Source organism: Corallococcus sp. EGB, from assembly GCF_019968905.1.
Classification (GTDB): domain Bacteria; phylum Myxococcota; class Myxococcia; order Myxococcales; family Myxococcaceae; genus Corallococcus.
On the sequence record NZ_CP079946.1, the window covers coordinates 8,868,207 to 8,882,900 of the forward strand.

The 14,694-nt window shown below is 74.1% G+C and carries 11 protein-coding genes; 4 read left to right on the forward strand and 7 right to left on the reverse strand.

Features of this window, described 5'->3' with window-relative positions; translation table 11 throughout:
• Window positions 1-10 precede the first annotated feature (10 nt).
• From KYK13_RS36220 to KYK13_RS36240, 5 genes are read right to left on the reverse strand one after another with little or no spacing between them, the layout of a single operon-like run.
• Complete coding sequence (locus KYK13_RS36220; protein WP_223639382.1) at window positions 11-2,377, reverse strand: HEAT repeat domain-containing protein; 2,367 nt, start codon at window positions 2,375-2,377, stop codon at window positions 11-13.
• Window positions 2,374-4,908 (reverse strand): methyl-accepting chemotaxis protein, encoded by a 2,535-nt coding sequence (locus KYK13_RS36225; RefSeq protein ID WP_223639385.1) that lies wholly within the window; start codon window positions 4,906-4,908, stop codon window positions 2,374-2,376. Before KYK13_RS36225 ends, KYK13_RS36220 begins: the two co-directional genes overlap by 4 nt.
• Window positions 4,889-5,335 (reverse strand): chemotaxis protein CheW, encoded by a 447-nt coding sequence (locus KYK13_RS36230; RefSeq protein ID WP_223639388.1) that lies wholly within the window; start codon window positions 5,333-5,335, stop codon window positions 4,889-4,891. Before KYK13_RS36230 ends, KYK13_RS36225 begins: the two co-directional genes overlap by 20 nt.
• A complete protein-coding gene (locus KYK13_RS36235; protein WP_223639391.1) occupies window positions 5,332-7,395 on the reverse strand; it encodes a chemotaxis protein CheA in 2,064 nt (687 codons plus the stop codon). The genes KYK13_RS36230 and KYK13_RS36235 overlap by 4 nt, the downstream gene beginning before the upstream one ends.
• Complete coding sequence (locus KYK13_RS36240; protein ID WP_223639394.1) at window positions 7,392-7,781, reverse strand: response regulator; 390 nt, start codon at window positions 7,779-7,781, stop codon at window positions 7,392-7,394. Before KYK13_RS36240 ends, KYK13_RS36235 begins: the two co-directional genes overlap by 4 nt.
• Before the next feature lie 290 nt (window positions 7,782-8,071).
• Between KYK13_RS36240 and KYK13_RS36245 the strand changes: the two genes are divergently transcribed.
• Both KYK13_RS36245 and KYK13_RS36250 read left to right on the forward strand, forming a co-directional pair.
• Entirely contained in the window at window positions 8,072-9,529 is a 1,458-nt protein-coding gene (locus KYK13_RS36245) for a response regulator (protein ID WP_255654108.1), read from the forward strand.
• 80 nt (window positions 9,530-9,609) lie between these two features.
• On the forward strand, window positions 9,610-10,005 hold the full coding sequence (locus tag KYK13_RS36250; protein ID WP_223639398.1) for a response regulator: 396 nt from the start codon (window positions 9,610-9,612) through the stop codon (window positions 10,003-10,005).
• Window positions 10,006-10,017: 12 nt separating this feature from the next.
• Here the strand turns inward: KYK13_RS36250 and KYK13_RS36255 are convergent, their stop codons facing one another.
• The gene (locus KYK13_RS36255) at window positions 10,018-10,398 is read right to left on the reverse strand and encodes a response regulator (RefSeq protein ID WP_223639400.1); all 381 of its coding nucleotides are present in this window, start codon (window positions 10,396-10,398) and stop codon (window positions 10,018-10,020) included.
• A 185-nt stretch (window positions 10,399-10,583) separates the two neighbouring features.
• Here KYK13_RS36255 and KYK13_RS36260 point away from each other — a divergent pair, with 185 nt between their 5' ends.
• Window positions 10,584-13,481 (forward strand): PAS domain-containing protein, encoded by a 2,898-nt coding sequence (locus KYK13_RS36260; protein WP_223639402.1) that lies wholly within the window; start codon window positions 10,584-10,586, stop codon window positions 13,479-13,481.
• A 93-nt stretch (window positions 13,482-13,574) separates the two neighbouring features.
• Entirely contained in the window at window positions 13,575-14,258 is a 684-nt protein-coding gene (locus KYK13_RS36265) for a cyclase family protein (RefSeq protein ID WP_223639404.1), read from the forward strand.
• Between the two features lie 16 nt (window positions 14,259-14,274).
• Here KYK13_RS36265 and KYK13_RS36270 read toward each other — a convergent pair whose 3' ends face one another.
• On the reverse strand, window positions 14,275-14,685 hold the full coding sequence (locus KYK13_RS36270; protein WP_223639407.1) for a hypothetical protein: 411 nt from the start codon (window positions 14,683-14,685) through the stop codon (window positions 14,275-14,277).
• Window positions 14,686-14,694 lie beyond the last annotated feature (9 nt).

Genomic DNA, 14,694 nt, shown 5'->3' on the forward strand with positions numbered 1-14,694 from the left:
TGGCTTCTCTTCAACGGCCCAGGGCCAGCAGGCAGGCGCGGCGCACTTCCGGGTCCTCGTCGCGGTGGGCGGCCCGGTCCAGCGCCTCGCGCGCCTCCACGGTGCCCAGCGCCGCCACGGCGGGCGCGGTGGCCCGGCGGCCCGCGGGGCTCGCGCTGACCAGCGCCTGCATCAGCGCCGCCCGCGCGTCCGCCCGGCGCATGCGCGCCAGCGCCGCCACCAGCAGGGGCGCCGTGGCGTCGTCCGCCACCTCCAGCGCCGCCATCAGCCCGGGCAGGCGCCCCTCCACCGGCAGGGCCAGCGCGGACACCACCTGCTCGCGCAGCATCATGTCGCCCAACAGCGACACCAGCTGCTGCGTCGCATGCGGGCCCGTGCGCGTGGCGAGGAAGCCCACCGCCGCGCTGCGCACGCTGTCGTCCCGGTCTCCGGCGGCGCGCAGGAGCGCGGGGAGCGTCTCCGGCGCGTCGTACTCCGCGACGGCGGACAGGGCCACCAGCCGCGTGGCCGGGTCCTCCGAGTGCACCGCCTCCAGGAGCACCGGCAGCGCGTCCGGCCGCCGGGCCACGCCCAGGCCCAGGAGGGCCGCGCGGCGCACGTCCGCGTCCGCGGAGGAAGCCGCCCGGCGCAGCGCCGCCATGGCGCTCTCCGTGTGCATGTGCGCGAGCGCGTCCACCACCGCCACGCGCACCTGGCCCGCGTCGTCGTTGGCCAGCGCGACGATGGCGTCCGCGGCGGCCTCCTCGTTGAGCTTCCCGAGCGACTGGCACGCGTAGTAGCGCACCCACGGGTCGCGGTCGTTGAGGCCCCCCAGCAGCGTGGAGGTGATGCGCGCCTGCTTGTCCGTCTGTCCCAGCGCGCGCATGGCGGTGGCGCGCGTGCGCTCCGACTCATGGCTCGCGGCGGCCAGCAGCGCGTCCACCGCGCGCGGGTCGTCGATGAAGGGCAGGCCGTAGATGGCCGCGTCGCGCAGCCGCTCGTCCGGGTCCCGCATGGCGGCGAGCAGCGCGTCCAGGCCGCGCGGGTAGCCGAAGTACGCCACGATGCGCAGCGCCGCCCGCCGCTGGCGCGCGTCCGTGGAGCGCGCCGCCTCCAGCGCCAGGGCCTCCGTCGCCTCGCTGCCCAGCGACTGGATGGCGCCCACCACCGCCTGCGACACGCGCGGGTCCTCGTCCGACAGCCGCGCGAACAGGGCCGGCACCGCGGACGTGTCGCCAATGCGCGACAGCGTCTCCGCCGCCAGCGCGCGCACCGTCGCGTCCCGGTCCTCCAGGCACAGCAGCACGTCCGGCACCGCCGCGGAGCGCTTGCCCACGAGCGGCAACAGCACCCGCCTGCGCGAGCTGTCCCCTTCCCGCAGCGCCTGTAGAATCTGCGCGTCCGCCTCCGCGCCCAGCTCGCCCAGCGCCGCCGCGGCCGCGCGCGACACGCCCAGGTCCTGCGAGTCGAGCAGCTTCAAGAGCCCCACGGCCGCGTCCGCGCCGCCCACCCAGCCCAGGAGGCGCGCCACCGCGGTCTTCTCTCCCGCGTCCGCGCCCGCGATGACCTGGGCCAGCCGGCGGCCCGTGGGGTGCGGATCCGCCGAGCTGGAGCGCAGCACCGACGGCACCGTGCGCGCGCCGCCGAAGCGCTGCACCTGCGCGTCGTGGATCTCGACGAGCGCCACCGCCGCCACGCGCACCACCGCGTCATTGCCGCGCTGGAGCTGGCTCACGAGCGCGGGCACCGCGGCCTCCTGGCCGGTGCGCCCCAGGGCGCGCGCCGCCTCCAGGACGTAGAAGGGGTCCGACAAGAGCGCCATCAGCGCCGGCACGACGGTGGGGTCCCCCGAGCGGCCCAGCACGTCGATGGCGGGGAAGATGCGGAAGAAGTTGCCGCTGCCCAGCGAGGCCAGCAGCGCGTCCACCGCCGCGCCGCCGCCCACGCGGCCCAGCGCCTCGATGGCGGCCACCGCCACGTTGTCGTCCGGGTGGACGATGAGCCGCGACAACAGCGGCACGGACCGCCGGCTGCGACGCCGCCCCAGCACCTGCGCGGCGTCACAGACGATGGCCGGATTGGGGTCGTCCCCCAGCGCCTCCACCCGGGCCTCCACCTCGCCCGTGGCGGCCACCAGCGCGTCCACCGCCGCGGCGATGCGCGCCTCGTTGTCCCGGCGGTGGCGCAGCACCTCACACAGGGGCCCCACGGCGGGAGTGCCCAGGCGCGCCAGCGCGGACACCACGGCGCGGCGCACCGCCCACGACGGCGCGTCCAGCCCCTGGACCAGGACCGGCAGGCTCACCGGGCCCCGGCGCGCCAGCTGCTCCACCTCTTCCACCCGCGCGCGGTCGTCCGCGGACAGGGACAGCGGGTGCTGCTTCGCGGGGGTGCTCACGTGGCCTGCTCCCGCGTGCTCCGCGGCGTCGTCCCACCCAGGAGGCCACTCAGGTGGCTCAAGCCCTCCACCTGCTCTCCATGCAGCCGCGACAGCTGCCCCATCCGGCCCGCCACCTCCTTCACCTCCTGGGCGGTGACGGCCATGGCGCGCGCCTGCTCCGCGGTGGTGCCGGCGATCTCCCTGGCACGGGTGCGCATGTCCTCCACCGACCGGCCCAGCTGTTCGGTCAGCACGGCCTGGTCCTGGGTGGCCTTCGCCACCGAGGCCACGCCCGTGGCCTGCTTCGCGGCGGACGCGGTGAGCAGCGCCAGGGCGTCCGTCTGCTCATCCAGCGCGCGCGCGGTGGACTTCGCCACCCGGCGCACCTCCTCCGCGCCGCGCACCAGCGACGTGAGCGCCTGGGCCTGCTCCTCCGTGGCGCGCGTCACCTCCTTGGCCAGGCTGGCCACCTGGCGGCTGGCGAGCTCTCCCTGCTTGAGCGCGCGGGCCTGCTCCGCCATGGCGCGCGTGGACTGGGCCACCTCCTTGCGCGTGGCCTCCATGGCCTTCGTCACCTCCTGCGCGGCCTTGGCCTGCTCCGCGACGCCGGTGAGCGTGCGCTGCGTGGAGGTCGCCACCTCCTGCGCCGCCGTGCCCAGCACCGCCACCTGCTGGCCCTGGGCCATCACCGCGCTGTTCACGCCCTGCACCAGCTGGCGCATCTGCGTGGCCCCCCGGGCCAGGTCCGTGGCGGCCTGCGCCTGCTCCTGCATCGCGCGCGACACCTTCTCCGCCACCTCCGTCAGCTGGTTGTTGGAGCGGACCGCGTCGCGCAGCGCCTTGGCCTGGTCCTGGGTGGCCTGGGTGGTCTGCCGCGCCATGCGCCGCATCTCCGTGCCGCCCTGGGCCAGCGCCTGCGCGGCCTGCGCCTGCTCCACCGCGGACGCGGCGATGAGCCGCCCCTGCTCGCTCACCTTCGCCGTGGCCTGCACCAGCGCCTGCACCGCCTGCACCTGCTCCGCCGACGCGCGCGACGCCTCGCGCACGTTCAGGCCCAGGTCGTCCACCCCCTTGAGGATGGTGCCCAGCGCGCGCTCCGCGTCCCCCGCCAGCGCCGCGCCCTCGTCCGCCGCGCGCACGCCCTCGCCGGTGGCCACGGCCGCCTCGCGCGCCGTCGCCTGGAGGCCCCGGACAATCTTCGCCACGTCGCTGCTGGCCGCCGCCGCGCGGTCCGCCAGGGCGCGGATCTCCTCCGCCACCACCGCGAAGCCGCGGCCGTGCTCACCCGCGCGCGCCGCCTCGATGCTGGCGTTGAGCGACAGCAGGTTGGTGCGGTCCGCGATGAGGTTGATGGTCTGGACGATGTCGCCAATCTCCTCGGCGCGCCGGCCCATCTCCTTCATCACCCCGGACGACTCCACGATGGACTGACGGATGCGGCCGAAGCCCGCGATGGAGCGCGCCACCGTGGCGCCGCCCTCGCGCGCGCTCGCGCCCACGCGCTCGGCGGCCTGCCGCGCCTCCTCCGTCAGCTGCGACGCGCGGCGCGTGGAGGACTCCAGCTGCGAGGACGCGGTGGCGCTGGTGGACGCCAGGTTGTTGATGCTCTCCGCCGCGCGGGCCACCGCCTGGGCGGAGCGCGACAGCTCTTCGATGGTGGCCGCGTTGGTGTCCACCACGGCGGCGTTCTTCTCCGCGGTGGCGGCGACCTCCTCCACGCTGGCGGCCACCTCCTGCACGGTGGACGCGGTGGTGACCGCGCTGGCCTCCAGGGTGCGCGTGTGCTCGGCCACGCCGCGCACGCTGCGCGCCACCTGCTCCGCGGTGGAGGCCGTCTCCTCCACGCTGGCGGCCATGGCGGCCGCGTCGCGCACCACGTCCTGGAGCGTCCTGCCCAGGGACATCACGGCGCCGGACACCTGGCCCATGCGCTCACCCACGCCCTGCGCGTCCGTGGCCAGGCGGGTGATGCCCTTGGACATCTCTTCAATGGTGGCGGCGACCTCCTCCGTGGTGGCGGCGCTGGTCTGGTTGCGCGACACCAGGTCCTCCACCGTGGCGGTCATCTCCTGCATGCTCGCCAGCAGCTGCTCGCTGGAGGCGGCCAGGTCCTCCGCGTTGGCGCTCACGCCCTTCACCGAGCGCGCCACCTCCTCCAGCGTGGAGGCCGTCACGTCGGCGCTGGACGACAGCACGCCCGCGTCCTTGCGCACGCTGGACACGGACGCGGTCACCTCCTGCATGGCGCCCGCGGTGGTCTCGGCCTCCTGCTGCACGGCCTTCGCCGCGTCGCTCGTGGCCGTCTGGCTGCGCACCAGCGCCTGCACGGCGGCGCTCGTCTGCTCCACCTGCGCGGCCACGGACTCGATGGCGATGCGCACCTGCTCGCCCGCCGCCGCCTGGTCGTTGCCCGCGGACGCGAGCCGCGCCGTCAGCTGCTCGGTGGACTTCACCAGCCCCACGCCTTCCGCCACCTGGAGCGAGGCGCGCTCCGCCAGCGCGCGCGCGTCCTCCAGCTTGCGCACGCTGTTACCGTTGTCCGTCGACATCCGCCGCCTCCTCCCCCACCACCCGGGGGAAATCAATGAGCATCACCAGCCGCGGGCCCACCTGCGTCACGGCCTTCACGAACCCCTTCGCGCCCTCCACCACCATGGGGGGAGGCGGCTGGATGGTGCGCGGATCCAGCTTCAACACCTCGCGGGCGCTGTCCACGAGCAGCCCCACTGTGCGCTCGCCCAGCTGCCCCACCACCACCCGCGAATCCAGCGACGGCGTCCCCGCCGGCAGCCCGAAGCGCGCCCTCGCGTCCACCACGGGGATGACCCGGCCCCGCACCTGCACCAGGCCCGCGACGTGCGCGGGCGCCCCGGGCACCGGCGTCGCGCCGGTGAAGGACTCCATCTGCACGACGTCCGCCGCGGGAATCGCGTACTCCGTCCCGTCCACCTTGAACAGCACGTGCAGCACGTTCATGTCACCCACTCCCCAACCCGCGGCGCGCGCTTGCGGCGGCCCGAGCGCGCCGCGCCCAGCGCGCCCAGGTCCAGCACCAGCGTGGGCTGGCCGTCACCCAGGTCCGTGGCGCCGGCCACGCCCGGCACGCGCACCAGCGGATCCTCCAGCGGCCTCAGGACGATCTCCTGCTGCCCCACGAGCCGGTCCACCGCGAAGGCCACCGGCTCCCCGCGCTGGCGCACGATGAGCGCCTTGGCGCCCTGGCCCGCTTCGCTGGCGCTCCCGGGCCCCCCCGCGTCCAGCAGCCGCGCCAGCGACACCAGCGGCACGGCCGCGCCCCGGCGCTCCACCAGCCCCACGCCGTCCGCGCCCGCCGGCCGCACCACGCCCGTGACGTCGATGAGCTCCTCCACCGTGGCCACCGAGACCGCGTACCGGCGGCCCGCGCACTCGAAGATGATGGCGTCCATCAGCGTGACCGTGAGGGGGACGCACACGGTGAAGGTGGTGCCCACGCCCTTGCGCGTGTCCATGCGCAGCTCCCCGCCCAATTGCTCCACGACGATGCGCCGCACGATGTCCATGCCCATGCCCCGGCCGCTGGTGCGCGTGGCCTCCTGGCGCGTGGACAGGCCGGGGCGGCACAGGAGGTCCAGGAGCGCGTCCGCGGAGTCCGGCACGGCGCTGTTCGCCGCCTTCGCCACCGCCTGCGCGTCCACGCCGCGGCCGTCGTCGCGCAGGGTGAGCTCCAACTGGCCGTTGGCGCGCGCGTGGCATGACAGGCGCACCAGCCCCTCCGGGGGCTTGGCCGCGGCCTGGCGCTCCTCGGGGGACTCCAGCGCGTGGTCCACCGCGTTGCGCACCAGGTGCACCAGCGCGGGCAGGAGCCGGTCCGCCACCGCCTTGTCCAGCTCCGCGTCGCCCACGTCCAGCTCCAGCCGCACCGCCTTGCCCGTGGCGCGGCGCAGGCCCCGCACCAGCAGGGGCAGCCGCTCCAGCACGTCGCCCACGCGCACCATGCGCAGCCGCAGGATGGCCGAGCGCAAGTCGCGCAGCTGCCGGCCGTTCTCCTGGAGGATGGCGGTGAGCTCCCGCGTGGGCGCCCCGGCCTGGGTGAGCGCCGCCACGGCGCGCGTCAGCCGGGAGCGGTTGACCACGAGCGCCGCCAGCCACTCCATGGCCTCGTCCAGCCGCGACACCTCCACGCGAAGGAGTCCTCCGCCGCGGCGCACCTCCGGCTCCTCCAGCTCCTCGTCGAGGACGGCGGGACCGGGAAGGCTCGCGGCGTCCCCGGACGGGGCCTCCGCGGGCGCGGGAGCCTCCAGGGAGCGGACCGTGGCGGGCGGGCCGCCCACGGCGTCCAACAGGTCGGCGTCCTCCGCGCGGGTGTTCAACAGGAGCGCGAACGCGAGCGACGCGCCCCCCGCGGCCGCGCCGGACAGGGGCAGCACCTTCACGATGTCCGCGAGCTTCGCCACGCGCTCGCGCACGGTGTTGATGTTGAGGCCCTTCGCGGCGCGCTCCGACGACGGCACGAAGTCCAGCCGCAGCGCGCGCTGGCCTCCGGCGAGTCCGCCCTCCAGCTGCTCGCGCTCGGACGCGGCCAGCCGCGAGGCGAACGCGGCGTCCGCGTCCAGCACCACCCGCCGGGCCCGCCTGGGGGCCGCGTCGCGCATCTGCGGCCCCAGCGCCTCCAGCCGCTCCAGCAGGCCCGCGGGCGCGGGCGAGGCGGCCTTGCCAGCGCCCAGCTGCCGCACGCGCAGCTCGATGGCGCGCAGGCCCTCCACCAGCGGCTCCACGCTGGACTCGGGCAGCCGGCCGCCGGCCTGGTCCGCCAGCCTCAGCGAAGCCTCCATCCAGTGCGCCAGGGAGACCACGGGCTCCACGTCCACCATGGCGGACAGGCCCTTGAGCGTGTGCAGCGCGCGGAACAGCTCGCGCACCGCGCGGGGCTGGGCCTGCCCCTTGCGCACCGCCTCCTCCACCGCGAGCAGCTCCTTCTGCGAGGCGGCGAGCAGCTCATCGACCTCCGCCAGGTACGCGGGGAGGAACTCCGCGAACTCCCCTTTTCCCGTCACCCGCGCGGCGCCTCGGCCGAGGTCTCCAGGAGGGCCCGGGCGGCGCCCTGGATGGAGTCCGGCGTGAAGGGCTTGGTCATGAAGCGGTTCGCGCCGGCCTGCAGCGCGCGCTCGCGGGACGCTTCATCGCCCCGGGTGGTGACGATGATGATGGGCAGGTTGCGCAGGTGGTCCTGTCCGCGCACGAACTCCACGACCTCGATGCCCCCGATGTCGGGCATGTTGAGGTCCAGGACGAGCAGGTCATACGGCTTGAGCGACAGCTGCTCGATGGCCTCCAACCCGCTGGACGCCTGGGTGAAGTGGCTGTCCGGGTAGGGCCTCAGGCAGGCGACCACCATGTCGCGCATCACCTTGCTGTCATCGACGACGAGTACCTCGGGCATGGCGTCCTCTAGAAACGACCGGCCAAGCTAGACCGATTCCGACCCGCTGAAAGAAATGAGTCATCCGGCGCGCGCTGAACGTTGGTTTGTCCACGCCTGCCCTGGACGGTGTGCCACGCCGGGAGACAGAGCGCCACGGACATCCATGACATCCGGCACCCTGCGCCCTGCTGACCTTCCGCTCCGGGGACCGAACTCCATCCATGCGCCCGCCTCCTCCGCCCGACGCCGCCTTCCCCCGCCCGCCGGGACTCCCCTTGGTCCCGCCGGAGCCCGCACCTTGTGTCTGGGTGGTGGACGACAGCGCCAGTGAGGCGCGCTTCATCAAGACCGCGCTGGGAACGGGCTTCCGGGTGGAGACGTTCCCGGACGGCGCCGCGATGCTCGAAAGCCTGCACGCCGGGCGGGCGCCGGATGTGGTGGTGCTGGACTGGGAGATGCCGGGAATGTCCGGTCCGGAGGTCTGCCAGTTCTTGCGCGGCCAGCGGGAGACGGAGGCGCTGCCCGTGCTGCTGCTCACCTCGCACAGCCGGCCGGAGGACCTGGTGCAGGGCCTGCGCGCGGGCGCCAACGACTACGTGTCCAAGCCCTTCCGCACGGAGGAGGTGCGCGCGCGGGTGGACGCGCTCGCGCGCGCCAAGCGGCTGGTGGACGACGTGCGGCGCGCGAGCGTGGAGAAGGCGGAGGTGTTCGCGCAGCTGGACGCGCTCCTCACGTCCTCGCCCGTGGGGCTGTCCCTGCTGGACCGCGACCTGCGCTTCGTGCGCGTCAACGCGCGCATGGCGAAGCTGGACGGGCTGCCCGTGGAGGCCTACTCGGGAAGGACGCTGGCGGAGGTGCTGCCCCGGTACGCGCCCCGGCTGGAGCCGGTGCTTCGCCGCGTGATGGAGACGGGCGAGCCCGTGGAGGAGCTGGGCTTCACGCTGGAGCCCCCGGACGCCCCCGGAAGCGGGGTGCACGTGATGGCCAGCTACCACCCGGTGCGCACCGCGCGGGGAGAGGTCGTGGGCGTGGGCACCGTGATGGTGGACGTCACCCGGCACAAGCAGGCGGAAGAGGAGCTGCGCGCGACCGCGGAGTTCCGCGAGCGCTTCCTGGGCATCGTCGGCCACGACCTGCGCAACCCGCTCAACTCCATCCGCATGGGCGCCAGCTACCTCGTCGCCAGCGAACAACTGCCCGCGCCGCTGGAGCGCACCGCCAGCCGCATCATCCACAGCACGGACCGGATGACGCGGATGATCACCGAGCTGCTGGACTTCACCCGCAGCCGGCTGGGCAGCGGCATCCCGCTGACCCCGGGCGCCACGGACCTGGGCCAGGTGGCGCGCCAGGTGGTGGAGGAGCTGGAGCTGGGGCACCCGAACCGCACCGTGGAGGTGACGGCCACCGGTCCCCTCACCGGCAACTGGGACGCGGACCGGCTGGCGCAGGTGCTGAGCAACCTGGTGGGCAACGCCCTCCAGTACAGCCCGCCGGACGCCACCGTGGAGCTGGCGCTTGCGGGCGAGCCGGAGCAGGTCATCGCGCGGGTGACCAACCCCGGCGAGGCCATTGACCCGGAGGCGCTGAAGACGCTGTTCCATCCGTTCCAGCGCGCGCACACCGGCGCCCACGTGCCCTCCGGGCTGGGCCTGGGGCTCTTCATCTCCGACCAGATCGCGCGCGGCCACCGGGGCTCTCTCACCGTGACGTCGGACGCGGAGCGGACCGTGTTCACCCTGACACTGCCCCGAAGCGGCGCATGAGCCCGGGTGGGCGCGCGTCAATCCGTTCGCATGCTTGCCGGCCGGCCAGTCCCACGCGCCGCCTGGAAACGCCGGGGCCCGTGCCCTACGGTGCGCGTGTGTCCACTCCGCAACACCGCGCCACCCTGCTCCTCGTGGAGAACAACGAGGACGTGCGCGAGGCGCTGCGCGAAATCCTCCAGTCGGAGGGCTACCAGGTCCACACCGCGGTGAACGGCCAGGACGCGCTGGGCGTCCTGTCGCGGCAGGAGCGGATGCCCGCCCTCATCCTGCTGGACCTGGTGATGCCGGTGATGGACGGCCATGCCTTCATCGAACGCCTGCGCGACACGGGCGTGCTGGCGCTGACACGGGTGCTGGTGCTGACGGCGCACCCCACGCTGCCGCTGCCGCAGGGCGTGTCTGGACGGCTGGGCAAGCCGGTGAAGCTGGAGGCGTTGCTGGACGCCATCGCCGTGCACGCCGTGCAGGCGTGACGCCCCCCGCGCTCAGGAGGCGGGGCAGTGACGGGCCACCGTGGCCAGCAGCTCCGCGATGTCCACGGGCTTGCGCAGCAGGCCCACCGTGCCCGGCGGCGCCTTGGCGGAGAAGTGGGCGGTGAGCATCAACACGGGCAGCTCGCGGTAGCGCACGTCCTGTTGGATGCGGTGGAGGAACTCGTGGCCGTCCATCACCGGCATCATCAGGTCCAGCAGCACCAGGCAGGGCGGGTCATCGTCGTGGGAGGCCAGGAGGTCCAGGGCGGCCTGTCCGTTGGCGGCCTGGAGCACCGTGTAGTCCTCCATCTCCAGCAGCTCCGCCACGACCTCACGCAGGTCCGGTTCATCGTCGACGATGAGGATGGTGGAACGCGGGGGGGTGCTGCTCACGGGCCGCAGCCTATGCAGGTCGCGCCGCTGACGCCAGGGATGCCATGAGTCCTCGCCCCGCGCGTGCGCGTGAACGACACGCGGGGCGGGCCCCTGGCGGTCCGCCTGTTCGGAATCGCGAGTGAAACCGGGTGGGTCCGTTGCACCTGGGGGCCCGAGCCCCTACCCCCTTCATGAACGAACCCATGAACCTCGTCGCTGACCTCATCGAAGCGAACCTGGACGCACTGGTGCGGCGCTTCGCGGAGGCGGCGCGCGGGCGGGAGAGCGCGCAGGGGCTGAAGCCGTCGGAGCTCATCTCCACGCTGCCGGAGTACCTGCACGCGGTGGCGGCCATCTGCCGCCAGGGGCCCACGCCGGAGCGGCTGGAGACGCGGGCGCGCCTGGAGGAGGCCCACATCAACCTGCGGCTGCGCGTGGGCGCCACGCAGGAGGACGCGACGGACGAATACACGCTCCTCGGCAGGCTCATCCCCCAGCTCTGGGAGGACGCCCGGCCGGAGCACAAGCCCGAGGCCGCGGACCTCCGGTGTCTCTTCCAGCAGTTGGAGGAGGCCATGGACCACGTGGTGGTCCTCTTCTCCGGCTACTCCCTGGAGGACCGCCAGCGTGAGAAGCGCCTCCTGCGCCAGATGGACGCGCTGGCGCCCCGGGTGCTGCCGCCGCGCGCGGCCCCCCAGCGCGGGCTGGAGCCGCTGGTGGAGCTCATCGTCCGGGCGCTGGAGGCGGACGGGGCGGAGCTGTTCCTCGTGGACGCGGGAGGGCGGAGGATGATCCCCGTCGCGCACACCGCGCACGCCGTGCCGCCTCCAGGCCGGTGGGTGGACGCGCAGGGGCCGTCCTTCCTGGGCCGCGTGGCGCGCTCGGAGGAGCCGCTGGTGCTCGCGCAGGCGCGGGGCCTGGAGGACTTCGAGCGCGAGGGGCTGCACGCCAGCGGGTGGAGCACGCTGCTGGGCCTGCGGCTGTGGCCCCACGGCGACCTGATGGGCGTGCTGTGCGTGGGCTTCGCGGAGGCGCGGCCGGTGCCCCCACAGACCAGGCGCTTCCTGGAGACGCTGGTGGAGTACCTCTCCGGCATCCTCGACCGCGCGCTCTTGATGGGCCGGCTGGAGGAGGCGCACGCGCGGCTGGAGGCGTCTGAGACGCGCTACCGGCTTGCCAGCCAGGCGGCCGCGGACACCGTCTGGGATTGGAACCTCCTGACCCAGGAGGTCACCTGGAGCGGGGAGACCCGCAGGCTCCTGGGCTGGGCACCCGAGCAGATGGGCCCCCGGGCGGACTGGTGGGTGGCGCAAATCCACCCGGAGGACCGCGAGCGGGTGACGCGCGGCATCCACGCGGCCATCCAGGGCACGCAGGCGCGCTGGCAGGACGAGTACCGCGTCCTCACCCCCCCGGGCGACGTCGTGCGGGTGCTCGACACGGGCGTCATCCTGCGCGACGCGGCGGGCCGGGGCGTGCGCATGGTGGGCGCCATGCAGGACGTCACCTCCCGCTGGGAGGCGGAGAACGGACACGAGGAGTTGCTCCTCGAGGCCCGGAGCGCGCGTGCGCGGGCGGACACGGAGCTGAGCCAGTTGCGCACGATGCTGCGGCAGGCGCCCGTCGCGCTCGCCATCCTCCAGGGGCCCGCGCACGTCGTGGCGCTGGCCAATGACCGCCTCTGCCAGCTGTTGGGCCGCTCCAGCGCCCAGGTGCTGCACCGGCCGCTGCTCGAGGCGCTGCCGGAGGTGGAGGGCCAGGGCGTCCGGGAGCTGCTGGACAGCGTGCTCGCCGCGGGGACGCCGTACCTGGGCCAGGAGCGGCACGCCCGGCTGGCGAGGGCCGAGGGCGGGGCCCTGGAGGACGCCTACTTCAACTTCGTCTACCAGCCGCTGCGCCAGGAGGAGGTCGGCATCGAGGGCATCCTCGTCGTCGCCAGCGAGGTGACGGACGCCGTGCGCGCCCGCCAGCGGGCGGAGGACCTGGCGGGGACGCTGCGGGCCAGCGAGGAGCGCCTGCGGCTGGCGCTGGACGCGGCGGACATGGGCAGCTGGGACGTCGAGCTGACCACGGGCAGGGCCACCTGGGACGCGCGCTTCCGCGCCCTGCTGGGCATGCCCGCGGAGGGCGAGCTGCGGCTCGACGAGGCCATGCGGTTCGTCCTGGACGAGGACCGGCGCCGGGTGGAGGAGGCGATGGAGGAGGCCGCCCGGCCGGGTGGCTCCGGCGAGTACGCGTGCGAGTTCCGCGTGCGGCCGCCCCAGGGGGGCCCGCCGGTGCGTTGGATTTTGGGGCGGGGCCACGTCCACTTCGGGCCGGACGGCCGGGCCATGCGCTTCGTGGGCGCGGGGCTGGACGTGACGCAGCGCAAGCTCGCGGACGAGGCGGCGCGCCAGCGCGCGGAGTTCGAGCAGTACCTGATGGGCATCGTGTCGCACGACCTGCGCAACCCGCTGAACGCCATCACCCTGGGCACGTCGTCCCTGCTGAAGCGCGAGGAGCTGAACGGTCGCGCGACGAAGGCCGTCCTGCGCATCCAGGCCTCCGCGGAGCGGGCGGTGCGGATGATCCGCGACCTGTTGGACTTCACGCAGGCGCGCGTGGGCGGCGGGCTCCCGGTGAATTGCGAGGACCTGGAGCTGGGGGCGCTGGTGCGCCAGGTGGTGGAGGAGGTGCGGATGACCGCCCCGGAGCGGGACCTCCAGCTGTCGCTGCCGCAATCGGGCCTCCGCGGCTGCTGGGATCCGGACCGCGTCACGCAGCTGCTCATCAACCTGTTGGGCAACGCGTTGAAGTACTCGCCGGAGGATACGCCGGTGGCGGTGCGCCTGTGGAAGGCGCCCGGCAGCGTGCTGCTGGAGGTGCACAACGGCGGAGCGCCCATCGCGCCGGACGTGCTGCCGCGCATCTTCCAGCCCATGCAGCGCGGGGCGCCGGGCATGGACGCGGCGACGCGCAGCGTGGGCCTGGGGCTCTACATCGTGCGGACCATCGTGCAGGCGCACGGCGGCACCGTCGACGTGACGTCCACGCGGGAGGCGGGCACGACGTTCACGGTGCGGCTGCCGCACCTGGACGCGAAGCAGGGGTCCGGAGCGTAGGGGCGCGCGTTGCCCTGGAGTCCAGGGCGGCCGGTGGAGCACGCCGTCTCCCGCCGCGTCCTGTCGCGGACACCGCGTGCCTACGCTTCGCGCATGCCCACGCATTCGACGTTGGAGACAAAGGCGGGCGGCGCGCCCTGGGTGGACGTGACGGTGCCGGTCCGCGACGGGATGGTGCACTGGCCGGACAACCCGCCCATCGAGGTGCGGCCCTACCTGGCGATGGCGAAGGGGGACGCGGCCAACGTGTCGCACCTGTCGCTGGGGGTGCACTCCGGAACGCACGTGGACGCGCCCGTGCACTTCATCGCGGGAGGGATGGGGGTGGACGCGCTCCCCATCGACCGGCTGCTGGGGGACGTGCGGGTGCTGGAGCTCTCCAGCGGGCCGGCCATCACGGCGGACGCGCTGCGGGTCCACGCGCCGCGCCAGGGTGAACGGCTGCTGTTGAAGACGCGCAACTCCTCTCACCGCTGGGACACGTCCGCCTTCCAGCCGGGCTTCACCTACCTGTCGAGCGGCGGGGCGCGCTACCTGGTGGACGTGGGGGTGCGCACCGTGGGCATCGACTACCTGTCCATCGCGGGCATGGACGAGGGCGTGGAGACGCACCGGCTGCTGTTGGACGCGGGGGTCTGCATCATCGAGGGCCTGGACCTGACGCGGGTGGAGCCCGGCGACTGGGAGATGGTGTGTCTGCCCTTGCGCTTGAAGGACGGAGACGGGGCGCCGGCGAGGGTGTTGTTGCGCTCGCGGGAGGAGGTGGGACGGCCATGAGCAAGCCAGCTCCCCTTCACCGTCCCCTGGCCTCGGTGCTCCCGCGCCTCACCGCCTGGTTCACGGCCTGGGTGAACTGGTCGATGTCATAGGGCTTCAGGAGCAGCTCAATGACATCCGGGCCGGTGTACTCCTGCGCGCCCTCGCGGTTGGTGGTGGTGAGCACGAAGGGGATGCCCGCGACGACCGGGCTCGCCGCGAGCTTCTGGAACGCGTGCCAGCTCAAATCGAACGGCACGCTGATGTCGTAGACGATGACCGCCGGCGCCACCTCCCGCACCAGCGTCGGGAAGTCCAAGGGCCCGCGCATGACGTCCTGCACGCGCACGCCCTTCGTCTGGAAGCCGGCCCCGTCCAGCACCTCTTCCAGTGCCTCGATGAGGTCCTCGCTCCCGTTGAGCACCAGCACGGTGGGTCGCTTTCCCATGCGGAGAAC

Bases quoted from the DNA above. Each gene is read 5' to 3' on its own strand.
- KYK13_RS36225 (WP_223639385.1), bottom strand. From the start codon at position 4,908: ATGTCGACGGACAACGGTAACAGCGTGCGCAAGCTGGAGGACGCGCGC.
- KYK13_RS36230 (WP_223639388.1), bottom strand. From the start codon at position 5,335: ATGAACGTGCTGCACGTGCTGTTCAAGGTGGACGGGACGGAGTACGCG.
- KYK13_RS36240 (WP_223639394.1), bottom strand. From the start codon at position 7,781: ATGCCCGAGGTACTCGTCGTCGATGACAGCAAGGTGATGCGCGACATG.
- KYK13_RS36260 (WP_223639402.1), top strand. From the start codon at position 10,584: ATGAACCTCGTCGCTGACCTCATCGAAGCGAACCTGGACGCACTGGTG.
- KYK13_RS36265 (WP_223639404.1), top strand. From the start codon at position 13,575: ATGCCCACGCATTCGACGTTGGAGACAAAGGCGGGCGGCGCGCCCTGG.
- KYK13_RS36270 (WP_223639407.1), bottom strand. From the start codon at position 14,685: ATGGGAAAGCGACCCACCGTGCTGGTGCTCAACGGGAGCGAGGACCTC.